9 protein-coding genes and 1 pseudogene are annotated in these 13,781 nt (G+C 66.8%); 5 read left to right on the top strand and 5 right to left on the bottom strand.

Translation table 11 applies throughout. From position 1 onward, the window contains the following. Positions 1-410: 410 nt before the first annotated feature. The 4 genes and pseudogenes from ACYCAX_RS24470 to ACYCAX_RS24485 all read right to left on the bottom strand — a co-directional run. A pseudogene (locus ACYCAX_RS24470) lies at positions 411-647 on the bottom strand (catalase); the annotation flags it as partial. A 207-nt stretch (positions 648-854) separates the two neighbouring features. Continuing rightward, positions 855-1,778 (bottom strand): MBL fold metallo-hydrolase, encoded by a 924-nt coding sequence (locus tag ACYCAX_RS24475; RefSeq protein WP_015475711.1) that lies wholly within the window; start codon positions 1,776-1,778, stop codon positions 855-857. Positions 1,779-1,856: 78 nt separating this feature from the next. Next, positions 1,857-3,059, bottom strand: coding sequence for an NAD(P)/FAD-dependent oxidoreductase (locus ACYCAX_RS24480; protein WP_460249038.1), 1,203 nt, complete (start codon positions 3,057-3,059; stop codon positions 1,857-1,859). A 295-nt stretch (positions 3,060-3,354) separates the two neighbouring features. Beyond that, positions 3,355-3,729, bottom strand: coding sequence for a response regulator transcription factor (locus ACYCAX_RS24485; protein WP_015475713.1), 375 nt, complete (start codon positions 3,727-3,729; stop codon positions 3,355-3,357). A 332-nt stretch (positions 3,730-4,061) separates the two neighbouring features. On the opposite strand from ACYCAX_RS24485, the gene ACYCAX_RS24490 reads away from it, so the two are divergent. Continuing rightward, entirely contained in the window at positions 4,062-4,997 is a 936-nt protein-coding gene (locus ACYCAX_RS24490) for a LysR substrate-binding domain-containing protein (RefSeq protein ID WP_460249039.1), read from the top strand. Positions 4,998-5,022: 25 nt separating this feature from the next. On the opposite strand, the gene ACYCAX_RS24495 is transcribed toward ACYCAX_RS24490, so the two are convergent. Continuing rightward, entirely contained in the window at positions 5,023-6,036 is a 1,014-nt protein-coding gene (locus ACYCAX_RS24495; RefSeq protein ID WP_041711729.1) for a GlxA family transcriptional regulator, read from the bottom strand. 271 nt (positions 6,037-6,307) lie between these two features. Here ACYCAX_RS24495 and ACYCAX_RS24500 point away from each other — a divergent pair, with 271 nt between their 5' ends. The 4 genes from ACYCAX_RS24500 to ACYCAX_RS24515 all read left to right on the top strand — a co-directional run bounded on the left by ACYCAX_RS24500 (position 6,308) and on the right by ACYCAX_RS24515 (position 13,778). Beyond that, positions 6,308-6,970 carry a response regulator transcription factor gene (locus ACYCAX_RS24500; RefSeq protein WP_015475716.1) on the top strand — a complete coding sequence of 221 codons (663 nt, stop codon included), beginning with the start codon at positions 6,308-6,310 and terminating at the stop codon, positions 6,968-6,970. Positions 6,971-7,049: 79 nt separating this feature from the next. Continuing rightward, entirely contained in the window at positions 7,050-12,557 is a 5,508-nt protein-coding gene (locus ACYCAX_RS24505; RefSeq protein WP_460249040.1) for a trifunctional serine/threonine-protein kinase/ATP-binding protein/sensor histidine kinase, read from the top strand. A gap of 49 nt (positions 12,558-12,606) precedes the next feature. Next, positions 12,607-13,029 (top strand): MerR family transcriptional regulator, encoded by a 423-nt coding sequence (locus tag ACYCAX_RS24510; protein ID WP_460249041.1) that lies wholly within the window; start codon positions 12,607-12,609, stop codon positions 13,027-13,029. After that, complete coding sequence (locus tag ACYCAX_RS24515) at positions 13,029-13,778, top strand: SDR family NAD(P)-dependent oxidoreductase (RefSeq protein ID WP_460249073.1); 750 nt, start codon at positions 13,029-13,031, stop codon at positions 13,776-13,778. Before ACYCAX_RS24510 ends, ACYCAX_RS24515 begins: the two co-directional genes overlap by 1 nt. Positions 13,779-13,781: the final 3 nt, after the last annotated feature.

Genomic DNA, 13,781 nt, shown 5'->3' on the forward strand with positions numbered 1-13,781 from the left:
CTTTTAACCAATTGGTCGTAGGTTCGAATCCTACACGACCCACCAGTTTCGCAGCGGTTGTACGGTACCAGGAATTTCTGGTCTTGCAGCCGCCAGGAGTGAACCTTGGGCTCGCTCCTTGTGATATGAAATAGCCCGCCTTCCAAGGCGGGCTTTTTCGTTTCCAGGCCAGTGGAATCAGCTATTTGGGCGTAGGGCAGCATGCAGTTGCAGGCAGACCTCACATTCGCCCAGGCTACCGGGATGTTCGATATCCTGCTGGTCACCGGCGGTCCCTCCTTGTCCGACGCCCCGCTGGACCCGAGCCTCATCGAGTAGCTCAGCAAGGCTCCGGCCCATGCGATTACCCACGGCTCCATCTGTACCGGTGCTATCAGGGCGGTCTCTCAGGCAGGCGGCAAGCCCAGGGCAATATCCTGGGTGACTGTGAAGGTGCCATGGGCGCCCCATCCCTTGGCATGCATGCGCCGCTCAGGGATCACTTCGCGGTCGAAGTGAGCCAGTTTCTCGATCAGCCAGATATCCTGCAATAACGCCGGGCCGCGAGGGCCGGCGGTCATTGTGTTGAGGTTGTCCGCTACCGGAGCACCGGTGGCATGGGTCAGGGTAGGCAGCGCGCCGTTGTCGGGTGAGCGTGTGTCGGTCATCTCGATGGCTCCAGGCTTGAAAGGGTGAGCACGGGCACTCGCCCTGATTCGGTCAGGCCGAACCGACGATGAGCGAGCAGATTCGTGGGTAGGAGTTGCTGCGGGGCTTAATCAGCCGATAGCTGCCACTGGAAATGAGAGCCCCTGTTCCGGCGGGCGCTCGAAAGGCGCGGATGGTCGGAACAAAGGGCTGTGGCACCTGGGCTATCAATAGTCCCAGAAACCGGCGATCCAGCGGAAGGCGTCACCGTTGATGGCTACGCGGCCAACCGAGGGGAAGGGCAGATGGGTGGCGACGAACAGCTCGCCGCTGGCCGCCGCTTCGCGTAGCAGGCGTACCCGCACATGGACTGATTCTTCCGGATTGTGCTCGAAGCCGTTGTGCCATTCCGGGTGGTCGAAGGCCACCGGGAAAAGTGCGTCGCCTGCGAAGGTCAGGCGCTCTCCGGCGGAGTCGACGTAGACGATGCAGTGGCCGGGGGTGTGGCCGCCGGTGAGTTTCGCCACCACGCCTGGCGCCACCTGGTACTCCTCTTCGAAGATGCGCAGGCGGCTCTGGTAGTGGGCCATGAACTCGTTGGCGGTGCGCCGCAGGACGTCCGGCACTGGCTGCGGCATCTCGGTCAGGCTGAAGTCGGGGATCTTCCAGAAGTCGACTTCGGTGGCCGTGACGTGGATGCGCACCTCAGGGCTCAGGCCGTTCTTCACGGTGTCGGTGAGCAGCCCGCCGATGTGGTCCATGTGCATGTGGGTGATCACGATATCGGTGATCGACGACAACTCGATGCCGGCATCCTTCAGGCGCCTGGGGAACTGCCCGGCGCGGGGGAAGCCGGGGAACTGGTTGCCCAGGCCGGCGTCGACCAGGATAGTCTGCTCACCGCTGCGCACCACCAACACGTTCAGAGCCCAGTCGAACATGTCCGGACCCAGGTACATCTCCTTGAACCAGGCCGCACGTTCTTCCGGGGTGGCGTTGGTGGACATGGTCTCGGTCGGCAGCGGCAGCACTCCGTCACTGACCACAAGCACCTCGATCTCGCCCAGGCGCAGGGCATAGCGCGATGGCACCAGCTCCTGGCTTGGGTTGGCGGCATTGGGCTGGGCGAAGGTATTCAGGTGCATGGTCATGGTGCTTCTCCTGTTGTTTGTCGATCGAGTCCATCAGGCGGAGGGCACTCCCTCCGGGCGAGGGAGTGCGGGAGGCGGTCAGGCCACCGGGATCAGCGGGTCGGCGGCAGCCAGGGCGGCGCGGCGGTCGGCCGCCGGTGGGTAGATCCACACGGTGTTGATCTGCGTCTTGAGCTCCTTGGCCTCGGCTTTCACCAGCTTCAGCTGGCGGTCCCAGCCTTCGGTGTACACGGCGCCCCACGCGCCCAGGTCGAGGCAGGTGACGTACTTGGGCTGGCGGTACTGCAATGGGTCGATCCCGAGCAGGTCGGCGGCGGCGTTGTTGCCGGCGTAGCGGCCAAGGCTGATCGCATGCTGGCAGGACATCGCGGCGAAGTTGCCGAGGTCGTCGGTGGCGGCGTAGGCCACGTCGCCGGCGGCGAATACGTCCGGCAGGCCACGCACCTTGAGGTTGCCGTCCACGTGCAGGCGGCCCTGGCCATCGCGCTGGGCAGTCAGCTGTTCGGTCAGCGGGCTGGCGCGGAAACCCACGGTCCAGATCACCGTGTGGCTCTCGATGTGGCGGCCGTCGTCGAGGGTCACGCCTTGGGCGTCCACGGCGGAGACCGTGGCGCCGGTGATCCACTCGATACCCAGGCTGGCGGAGGCCTCGATGATCGGCGGGCGGATGCCTTCGCCCATCACCGCGCCGATACGCTCGCCGCGATCGACGATGATCACCCGCACATCCTGGTCGTCACCCAGCACCGCACGCAGGCGGGCCGGCATTTCGGTGGCGGTCTCGATACCGGTGAAACCGCCGCCGCAGACCACCACGGTGTTGCGTGCGCGGCTGGCCGGCTGGTTGCGCAGCGACAGCAGGTGGCTTTCCAGGTGCGCCGCCGACTCGATCTGGTCGACGTCGAAGGCATATTCCTTCAGGCCCGGCACCGGCGGGCGGGACAGCTGGCTGCCGCTGGCCAGCACCAGGCGGTCGTAACTCAGTTCGGCGACGCGGTCGGCTTCGTCGCGGTAGCCGACCTTGCGGGCCTGCTCGTCGATGCTTTCGGCGGTGCCCTTGACGAAGCGCACGCCCACCGCGCCGAACAGGTCATCCAGTGGCGCGAACATGCTGTGCACGTCGGGTTCGTAGAAGCGCGGGCGAATGCGTAGTTCAGCCTGCGGCGCCAGCAGGGTGATATCCACATCGTTGCGGCCGTGCATGTCCAGCAGGCGGGCGGCGCTCAGGGTGCTCCACAGTCCACCGAAGCCCGCGCCAATAACCAGAAGTTGCTGTTTCATCATGTGCTCCTGACTCGAATGGATGAATTGCCTTGAAATAACTGCTTCAAGTTCGGCGTGACGCTGACTGGTTGTCGAAAACTGCGGTTCGCGTTGTTCTATCTGCAGTCGTCCGCTGTGAACCCATGCTAGGGAGGAGAATTTCCAGGCGCACTTCTACATCGGTGTGCGGGAATTACGCATGTGTTGAAGGGAACTATACGAAGGTATCGAAGAGGAGCTGCGCGCAGCACTTTGTCGAGCAGTGATTTATCGTGCAGTAGGCGCGAACCGTAACTTTAAGAAGTTCGGCCGTTCAGGGTTTCAAGAGCAGGGCGGTCTCGATGCAGTCCAGCAACTGTTCGGCTTCGAACGGCTTGGGCAGGCAGGCGATCACGCCGGGCATGTCCGTGCTGATGCGCGGCCGCTCGCTGGGGTATGCGGTAATGAATATCACCGGAAGGTCCAGGCCACGGGTACGCAGCGTCTCATAGAGCTCCACGCCACACATGTCCGGCATCTGGATATCGGAGATCAGGCAGTTGGCCAGTTCCAGGCCGTCGGAGCCCAGGAATTCGCGGGCTCCGCCATAGGTGCGTGCCAGATAACCGGTGGCGCGCAGCAGGCCTTCCAGCGCGGTGCGAAGGGACTCATCGTCGTCGACTACTGCAATGACAGCCTTATTGCGCATTTGCTTCCTCTGGGGCGCTCGTGGCGGCGCCTGCCGTACTTGCAAGATACGCCATCGAACAAGTCGGAGAAGTATACCTAGGTATAGATGGGCAATGCTTGGGTATGAATATTCCGGTATACAGTCTGATCTCGATGATATTCGCTGCGATAAGTTTGCCGTAGCAATACCCAGGTATCGGTTCGGATAGCCAACGGATGGTGATATTGCACCCATGTACAACTGACCCCATGGTTACGCCTGAATAATCTGGAATCACATCGCAAGCCTGGAGAAGTGAGCGGGCACAGCGAAAAGCTGTTCGAATCCAACTTCACCTGGAGGGCGGACCCATGAACAGAAATGATCTGCGACATGCCGATATCAATTTGCTGGTTGTCTTCGAGACCATGATGCGCGAGCGCAACGTGACCCGGGCGGGTGAACGTCTGTTTCTCTGCCAGACCACTGTCAGCAGCGCGCTGAACCGGTTGCGGGCAATGTTCGACGATCCGTTGTTCATTCGCAGCGGGCGGGCGATGGAGCCCACCGCGCGGGCCGAGGAAATCCACGCGCGCCTGGGGCCAGCCCTGGACGGCATTGCCCTGGCCCTGAGCTGCACCCAGGAGTTCGACCCGCGCACCAGCGAAGAGATCTTCCATGTCGGGCTGTGCGACGAAGTCGAATACGTGCTGCTGCCCCGGCTGATGCAGCAGCTTCGCACCGAGGCGCCGAATGTCACGCTCGTCGTGCGGCGGGTGGATGCGTGGCAACTGCCACAACTGTTGGTCGCCGGGGATATCTCCCTGGGGATCGGCCAGGCGCAGGAACTGCCGGCCAGTGCCCATTGCCGCAGCCTGCGCCCGGTACAGCCGATGCTGCTGCGCGCTGATTTGTCGGCGGGACCGGTGAGCCTCGATGAGTTCTGCCGGCGCCCCCATGTGGCGGTGTCCGCGCAGGGCAAGATGACCGACGACATCGATCGTACCCTGGCGCGCCATGACCGGAAGCGTAGGGTGGTGCTGGCGGTGCCGCAGTTCAGTGCCTTGCCGGCGCTGCTGGCCGGCAGCGATATGCTCGCCATCGTGCCCGACTACGTGGCCCAGGTGATGGCGCGGGTGGAAGGCCTGCGTGCTGAATACGCGCCGCTGCCGCTGTCGAGCCCGGACCTCTCCATGGCCTGGCGCGGCACCAGCCATGCCGACCCGCGCGAGCGCTGGCTGCGTTCCTGCTTCGCCTGTCACCTGGCGTGGCAGCCGGAGCGTTCGCTGGCGCTGTCCGCGGCCTGAGCGAGGCTGACTCGATGGGTAAGGCTCAGCGGGTGAAGCGGCTGCGATAGTCGCGCGGAGAGATCGTCAGGTGGCGCCGGAAGGTGGTGCGCAGCCGCTCCTCGTCAGCGAAGCCGCAGGCGCGGGCGATCTGCTCGATGTTGCGCGAGGAGTTTTCCAGCAGGCGCTTCGCCGCTTCCAGGCGGAACAGTTCGATGGCCTTGGCCGGCGTGCGCCCGGTGCGTTCCTTGTATACGCGGGAGAAGTTACGCAGGCTCATCTTCGCCTGTTCGGCGAGGCGTTCCACGGTCAGTTCCGGGTCGTCCAGGTTCTCCGCCAGCCACAGGTGCAGCTCGTCGAATGCCGAGCTGTCCTGGGTCTGCAATTGCAGCAAGGTGCTGTACTGCGCCTGTCCGCCAGGGCGCTTGAGGTAGACCACCAGTTCGCGCGCCGCCTGCATGCTGACCTCGCGGCCGCAGTCGGCTTCCACCAGCGCCAGTGCCAGGTCTATGCCGGCGGTGACACCCGCGGAGGTCCAGACCGCACCCTGCTGGATGAAGAGCGCATCGGCATCCACCTCCAGGGCCGGGAAGCGCTGTTGCAGGGTGTCACACATGGCCCAGTGGGTCGCGGCGCGGCAGCCGTCGAGCAGCCCGGCCTTGGCCAGTAGGAAGGCGCCGCTGCACACAGACGCCACCCGGCGCACTTTGGGGGCCGCGTGGTTGAGCCAGGCCGCCAGTTCGCTGTGGCTGTCGAGGGTGTCGCAGATGTCCGGGGCGCCGGGGACGACCAGGGTATCGATCTCGGCGAGGTCGAGTTCATGCAGGGCGCTGGTGTCCACCGACAGCCCTTCGACGGTGCTCGTCAGCCCGCCGCGCAGGCTCGCCGTCAGCAGTCGGTAGCCGGGCCGGCCGCTCTGGGCCAGGGCCTTGCCGGCGGCCCAGAACACGGTCTGGGCGCCGCTGAGGTCGAGCAGACCCATCTGCGGGTAGGCGACGAAGGCGATGGTTATCGGCGTCGTCGCGGGGAGCGGGTGAGGGGGAGCAAAGGCGCTTGCCATCGGGGTTCTGCCTGTTCGGGTGGCTGGGTGAAACTGGGGCGACGGCCGGATGCTTCAAGGGGCGCGGGTGTGGCCGATATTCAGGGGTTTCTGTCCTGGCGGCGCTTCGCTCCGTCAGGCTAGCCTTGCTCGCAGCATCGTCATGGCCGACATTCTGAAGACACCGGCCCGGCTCCTATGACCATTGGGCTGGCGTTTTGCCGCGTGCCCCATCATGGACTAGATTTTTTGACCTGCACACCGCGAGTGTCGCGTTCCTCAAGGAGGCAATATGAGCTCGTCGTCGCATTCCAATCCGCCGCACGGCCCGAAGGAGCCGGTGGTCTATGTGGTCGACGACGACGAGTCCATGCGCCTCGCCCTCGATGGTCTGCTGCGTTCCATCGGCTTGCAGGCGCAGACTTTCGATTCCACCCAGGCTTTTCTGTCTTTTCCCCGGAGTGATGCTCCCAGTTGCCTGGTGCTCGACGTGCGCCTGCGCGGCGAGAGCGGCCTGGCGTTCCAGGAGCAGATGGAGAAGAGCGGGGTGCGCATGCCCATCGTGTTCATGACCGGCCACGGCGATATCGCCATGACGGTCAAGGCCATGAAGGCCGGCGCCGTGGATTTTCTCGCCAAGCCTTTCCGCGACCAGGACATGCTCGACGCCGTGGCCAGCGCCCTGGCCCGCGATGGCGAGCGGTTGCAGGCCGAGCAGTCCGGCGCTGCGCTGCGCCAGGCCTTCGAGGCGCTGACCCAGCGGGAGCGCGAGGTATTGCGCTTCGTCGTCGCGGGGCTGATGAACAAGCAGATCGCCGCCGAGCTCAACCTCAGCGAGGTGACCGTGAAGGTGCACCGCGGCCAGGTGATGAAGAAGCTGGCCGCGCGCTCGGTCGCCGACCTGGTGCGCATGGCCGAGGCATTGGGCGTCGAGCCGTTGCAGCGGACGACCTGAGCACCGTCACGCGTATCGCATAACAGTCGCTGACCACCGCTCGGGGGCAGCGGAATTCCCGTCAGAGGTTGCCGCGCCGATGGCCAGCAAACAGAAGATCTTGTGGGACGACGGCGAGCGGGTGTTCTGCCGCGCCTACCCATCCGGTGACCGCGGCGCCAGCGTGCTTCTGGTCCGCCCGGCTGCCGAACATCCCTTGCCCGCCACGCTCGAACGGCTGGCCCACGAGTACAGCCTGCGCGACGAACTGCACAGCGCCTGGGCGCTGCGCCCGCAGGCGCTGCATCGCGAGGGCGGACAGACCCGACTGTTGCTCGACGATCCCGGCGGCGAGCCGTTGTCCTGCCTGTTGCGCCAGCCTCTGGAGAGCGAAACCTGCCTGCGCCTGGCCGTGGACATCGCCGTGGCACTGCGCCACCTGCACCAGCGCGGCCTGGTGCACAAGGACCTCAAGCCCAACCACATCCAGGTCAACTGCACCGATGGCCAGGTGCGCCTGACCGGGTTCGGCCTGGCCTCGCGGTTGCCGCGCGAGCGCCAGGCCCCCGAGCCGCCGGAGACCATCGCTGGCACCCTGGCCTACATGGCGCCGGAACAGACCGGACGGATGAACCGCTCGATCGACTCGCGCAGCGACCTCTATGCCTTTGGCGTGGTCCTCTACCAGATGCTCACCGGCACGCTGCCATTCACCGCCAGCGACCCGATGGAGTGGGTGCATTGCCACATCGCGCGCAAGCCGCCGCCGCCCGGCGAACGGGTCGCCGGCGTGCCGCCGATGCTCTCGCAGATCGTCCTCAAGCTGCTGGCCAAGACCGCCGAAGAGCGCTACCAGAGCGCCGTCGGCGTGGAGCACGACCTGCGTCGCTGTCTGGACGACTGGCAGCGGGGAGGGCGCATCGAAGCCTTCAGCCTGGACGAGCAGGGGACGCCTGACCGCCTGCTGGTACCCGAGAAGCTCTATGGCCGCGAACTCGAGGTCGAGGTGTTGGTCGAGGCCTTCGCGCGCATCGTCGCCAGCAGCACTCCCGAGCTGGTACTGGTGTCGGGCTATTCCGGGATCGGCAAGTCCTCGGTGGTCAACGAGCTGCACAGGCTGCTGGTGCCGCCGCGCGGGTTGTTCGCTTCCGGCAAGTTCGACCAGTACAAGCGCGACATTCCCTACTCGACGCTGGTGCAGGCCTTCCAGGGCCTGGTGCGCACGCTGCTGGGCAAGAACGACGAGCTGCTGGCCGGCTGGCGCAGCGCCCTGCTCGAAGCGCTGGAGCCCAACGCGCGGTTGATCACCGACCTGATTCCCGAACTGCGGCTGATCATCGGCGAGCCGCCGCCGGTGCCGGAACTGGAGCCGCAGCAGGCGCAGCGCCGCTTCCTGCTGGTGCTGCGCCGATTCATCGGGGTTTTCGCCCGCGCCGAACACCCGCTGGCGCTGTTCCTCGACGACCTGCAATGGCTGGATGCGGCGACCCTCGATTTGCTGGAAGACCTGCTCGCCCATTCGGACCTGCGCCACCTGATGCTGGTGGGCGCCTACCGCGACAACGAGGTGGACGCCAGCCATCCGCTGGCGCTCAAGCTGCAGTCCATCCGCCAGGCCGGCGTGCGCATCGACGAGATCCACCTGGCTCCGCTGGCCCGCGCGCACATCGAGCAACTGATCGCCGACGCCCTGCGCTGCCCGCCGCCGAGCATCGTGGCGCTGGCCCGGCTGGTGCACGACAAGACCGCCGGCAACCCGTTCTTCGTCATCCAGTTCCTCCAGTCGCTGGCCGAGGAGGGGCTGCTGGCCTACGACCACGCGGCCCGGCGCTGGTGCTGGGAGGCGGAGAGGATCCATGCCAAGGGCTACACCGACAACGTCGTCGACCTCATGCTCGGCAAGCTGGCGCGGCTGCCGCTGGACACCCGCCAGGCCCTGCAGCAACTGGCCTGCCTGGGCAACGCGGCGCCGATCGACAGCCTTGCCAGCGTGCTCGGCGTGCCGCCGGCGCGGGTCCAGGCGATGCTCTGGCCGGCGGTGTGCCAGGAACTGGTGGAACGCCAGGAGGGCGCCTGTGCCTTCGCCCATGACCGCATCCACGAGGCGGCCTATTCGCTGATTCCCGGGGAGGCCCGCGCCGCGGCACACCTGCGCATCGGTCGCCTGCTGGCCGAGCGGATGCCGCCGGAGCAGCGCGAAGAGGCCATCTTCGAGATCGTCGGCCAGCTCAATCGCGGCGCCGGGCTGATCGAGGCCCGCGCCGAGCGCGAACAACTGGCCGAGTACAACCTGCTCGCCGGGCAGCGCGCCAAGGCCTCCAGCGCCTACGCCTCGGCGCTGACCTACCTGGGCGCCGGGGCTGAACTGCTCGACGACGATTGCCGGGAGCGCCGTCACGAGCTGTGCTTCGCCCTGGAGCTCAACCGCGCCGAGTGCGAATTCCTCACCGGCCAGCTGGCCCGGGCCGATGCGCGCCTCGCCGGCCTGGCCGTGCGCGCCGCCAGCACGGTGGAGCGGGCGGCGGTGGCCTGCCTGCAGATGGATGTGTGCCTGCTGCAGGACCGCAGCGACCAGGCGGTCGCCGTGTGCCTGGACTACCTGCAGACGGTCGGCATCCACTGGACGGCGCACCCCGGCGACGAGCAGGTGCGCGAGGAATACCAGCGGATCTGGGAGCGACTGGGCGAGCGCAGCATCGAGCAGCTCATCGACCTGCCGCTGATGGAGGATGCCGCCTCCCTGGCCACCATGGACGCCCTCGGCAAGCTGTTCGCCCCCGCCGTGCAGAGCGACGTCAACCTCGCCAGCCTGACTGTCTGCAAGGCCGTGAGCCTGAGCCTGGAGCGGGGCAACTGCGACGCCTCGTGCATGCTCTATGCGAACGTGGGGCGGGTCGCCGGGCGCCGTTTCGGCGACCACGAGGCCGGCTACCGCTTCGGTCGGCTGGGCTGCGAGCTGGTCGACCGGCGCGGCCTGAAGCGCCATGAAGCGCGGACCTACCTGTGCTTCTCGATGTTCGTGGCGCGCTGGATGCGGCCGGTCGGCGAATGCCGGGAACTGCTGCGTCGGGCCTTCGTCGCGGCCAACCGCGTCGGCGACCTGCCTTACGCCGCCTATGCCGGCAACGGCCATATCTCCGATGTGCTGTTCCTCGGCGAGCCCCTGGCGCGGGTGCATGAGGAGGCCGGGCAAGGCCTGGCCTACGCGCGGAAGGTGCGCTTCGGGCTGGTGGCGGACTTCATCGGCACGCAGCTGGCGCTGATCCGCACCCTCCGCGGGCAGACGCCGGTCTTCGGCTGCTTCGACGACGACGGCTTCGACGAGGCGCGCTTCGAGGCGCACCTGGGCAGCACGCCGGACCTGACGCTGGCCGCCTGCAAGTACTGGGTGCGCAAGCTGCAGGCGCGCTACCTGGCAGGCGATTACGCGGTGGCGCTGCAGTGCGCGGCGTGCGCGAAGGCGCTGCTGCGAAGCGTGGAGTCCTTCATAGAGGAGGCCGAGTACCACTTCCACGCAGCGCTGCTCCTGGCGGAGACGGTCGACTCGGACGCGGCCGAGCGGCGCCCCGCCCAACTGCGGGAACTGGCCGGCCATCACGCGCAATTGCAGCAGTGGGCGCGGCAGTGCACGGAGTCCTTCGCCTGCCGGGTGGCGCTGGTGGGCGCGGAGATCGCCCGCGTCGAGGGCCGGTTGGTCGAGGCGGAGCTGCTCTACGAGGAGGCCATCGGCCAGGCGCGGGACAACGGCTTCGTGCAGATCGAAGCGCTGGCCAGTGAGCTGGCGGGGCGCTTCTACGGCGCCCGCGGCCTGGCCAGGATCGCCCGCGTGTACCTGCAGGACGCCCGCTACGGCTACCTGCGCTGGGGAGCCGAGGGCAAGGTGCGTCAACTTGAGGGGCGCCATCGCCACCTGCGCAGCGAGGAGCCGGCGCCCGGTCCGACCGCGACCATCGCCGCCCCGGTGGAGCACCTGGACCTGGCCACCGTGCTCAAGGTGTCCCAGGCCGCCTCGGAGGCGATCGTGCTGGACAAGCTGATCGACAGGGTGATGCGCACGGCCATCGAACAGGCTGGCGCCGAGCGCGGGGTGCTGGTCCTGAGCGAGGCGGGCGAACCGCGCATCGCGGCGCAGGCGACGGTCGGCGGCGCGACGCTGTTGTGCAACGAGCCCGTCAGTGCGGTCGGCCTGGCCGAAACGCTGCTCTACCAGGTGCTGCGCACCGGCGAGAGCCTGTGCCTGGACGATGCCATGTCCGAGCCGGCGTTCGCCGTCGACCCTTATGTCCGCCAGCACGGTGTGCGCTCGGTCCTGTGCATGCCGCTGGCGAACCAGGCCAGGCTCAGCGGCGCGCTGTACCTGGAGAACAACCTCTCGGCCGGCGTGTTCAGCCCCGCCCGGATCGCCGTGCTGCGACTGCTGGCCTCGCAGGCGGCGATCTCGCTGGAGAACGCGCGGCTGTACCGCGACCTCGCCGCGCGCGAGGCGAAGATCCGCCGGCTGGTGGACTCCAACATCATCGGCATCGTGCTCTGGAGCGCCGAGGGCCGGATACTCGAGGCCAACGACGCCTTCCTGCGCATGCTCGGCTACCAGCGCGGGGAGCTGCCCGCCGGTTGCGTGCACTGGCAGGACCTGACCCCGCCCGAGCAGCACGCGCAGAGCCGGGAGACCCTGGCCACGGCCGTGCGCAGCGGCTGCACGCGCCCCCTGGAGAAGGAGTACATCCGCAAGGACGGCAGCCGGGTGCCGGTGATCGTCGGCCTTGCCGGCTTCGAAGGTGGCCAGCGCGAAGGCGTGGCCTTCGTCCTCGACCTGAGCGAACGCAAACAGGCCGAGGAACAGGTGCGCGAGAGCGAGCGGCGATACCGCGAAGTGCAGGCCGAGCTGGCCCACGCCAACCGCGTGGCGACCATGGGCCAACTGGCGGCTTCCATCGCCCACGAGGTGAACCAGCCGATCGCCGCCACCGTGACCAACGCCAATGCCGCACTGCGCTGGCTGGGGGCGCAGCCGCCGGAACTGGGCGAGGTCAGCCAGGTGCTGGGACGCATCATCCGGGACGCCAACCGCGCTTCCGAGGTGTTGGGGCGCATACGCCAACTGATCCGCAAGGCCCCGCCGCAAAAGCAGGCGGTGGATCTCAACGGGGCGATCCGGGAGATCATCGAGTTCACCCGCCCCGAAGCCGCCAAGGGCGGCGCGCTGGTCCGTACCCGGTTCGCCGAGGGCCTTCCGGAAGTCGAGGGAGACCGGGTCGAACTGCAGCAGGTGATGCTCAACCTGATCATCAATGCGCTCGAAGCAATGGGCAGCGTACCCGCCGGCGAACGCCAACTGCTGGTCAGCACTGAGCGCGAGGCGGATGGCGTGCGGGTGAGGGTGGGCGACAGCGGACCGGGCTTCGCCGAAGGCAATGCCGAGCTGCTTTTCGCGCCGTTCTACAGCACCAAGGCCAGTGGCCTGGGCATGGGCCTGTCGATCTGCCGCTCGATCATCGACAGTCATGGCGGCCGCCTGTGGGCCTGCGCCAACCAGCCGCGTGGGGCGGTGGTGCAGTTCATCCTGCCGGCGCTTCCTGCGCGAGCAACTGAAGCCGGAGGGGCTTGACCTTGACGCTAGCGTCAAGCCCCTAGAGTTCCGTCCATCGGAGGTAGACATGCAAATCGGAGAGCTGGCATCGCGTGCCGGTGTGAGTACGCGCGCACTTCGCCATTACGAGTCGCGGCAACTGATCGAGTCATCGCGCCTGGACAACGGCTATCGCGATTACTCCTCATCCATGCTGCAACGCGTGTTGTGGATCCGCGAGCTGCTCGACTGCGGCTTCAGTACCCGGCAGATCCACGGCCTGTTGCAGTACCTCGAGGAGGAAGAAGACAGCGAGGGTTTTCTCGCCTGCCTGCAGCAGCACCTGGAAAAGCTGGTCGCCCTGGATGCGCTCCAGGCCGAGCTGGCCGGGCGCCGCGAGCGTCTGGCCCAGAAGATCGAACGCTACCTGCCACTGCAGGCAGGCCTGGCGCGCGTACCTGATTTGCAGTCTCTCGAACGAGCTCATTGGCAAGCCACGTTGGAGACATGATGGGAAAGCTGAGCAACAAGGTCGCGCTGGTCACCGGCGGCAACAGCGGTATCGGCCTGGCCACCGCGCAACGATTCGCGCAGGAAGGGGCAGAGGTGGTCATCACCGGACGCCGCCGGCAGGTGGTGGAGGAGGCGGTCGGGCTGATCGGTGCGAACGCCATTGGCATCTGCGCCGATGCCGGCCGGCTGGAGGACCTCGATGCGCTGTACCGGCAGGTTGGCGAGCGTTTCGGGCGGCTCGACGTGCTGGTCGCCAACGCCGGCATCATCCGGCCCGCGCCCGGCAATCAGGTCGATGAAAGGCAGTTCGACGAACAGTTCGACGTCAACGTCAAAGGTGTTTTCTACACCATTCAAAAAGCGTTGCCGCTGCTGCGCGATGGCGCGTCCATCGTGCTGGTATCGTCCATTGCCCACCTGAAGGCGCTGGAGGCCCATGTGGTCTATGCCGCCACCAAGGCGGCGGTTCGCTCCTTCGCGCGCAGCTGGGCCGCCGAACTCAAGCACAGGAACATTCGCGTCAATTGCCTGAGCCCCGGTCCCGTGCTCACGCCGATCATCGGCAAGATGGGCATCGGCGAGGCGCAGTTCGATGCGTTCGAAAAGCAGTTGGCGCAGCTGATTCCCCTCGGCCGGCTCGGCCGCCCGGAGGAGCTGGCGAATGCCGCGCTGTTCCTGGCTTCGGACGACAGCAGTTTCATCACTGGCGTCGACCTCTGCGTCGACGGCGGGCTGTCCCAACTCTGACAG

This window comes from Pseudomonas sp. MT3, from assembly GCF_054720805.1.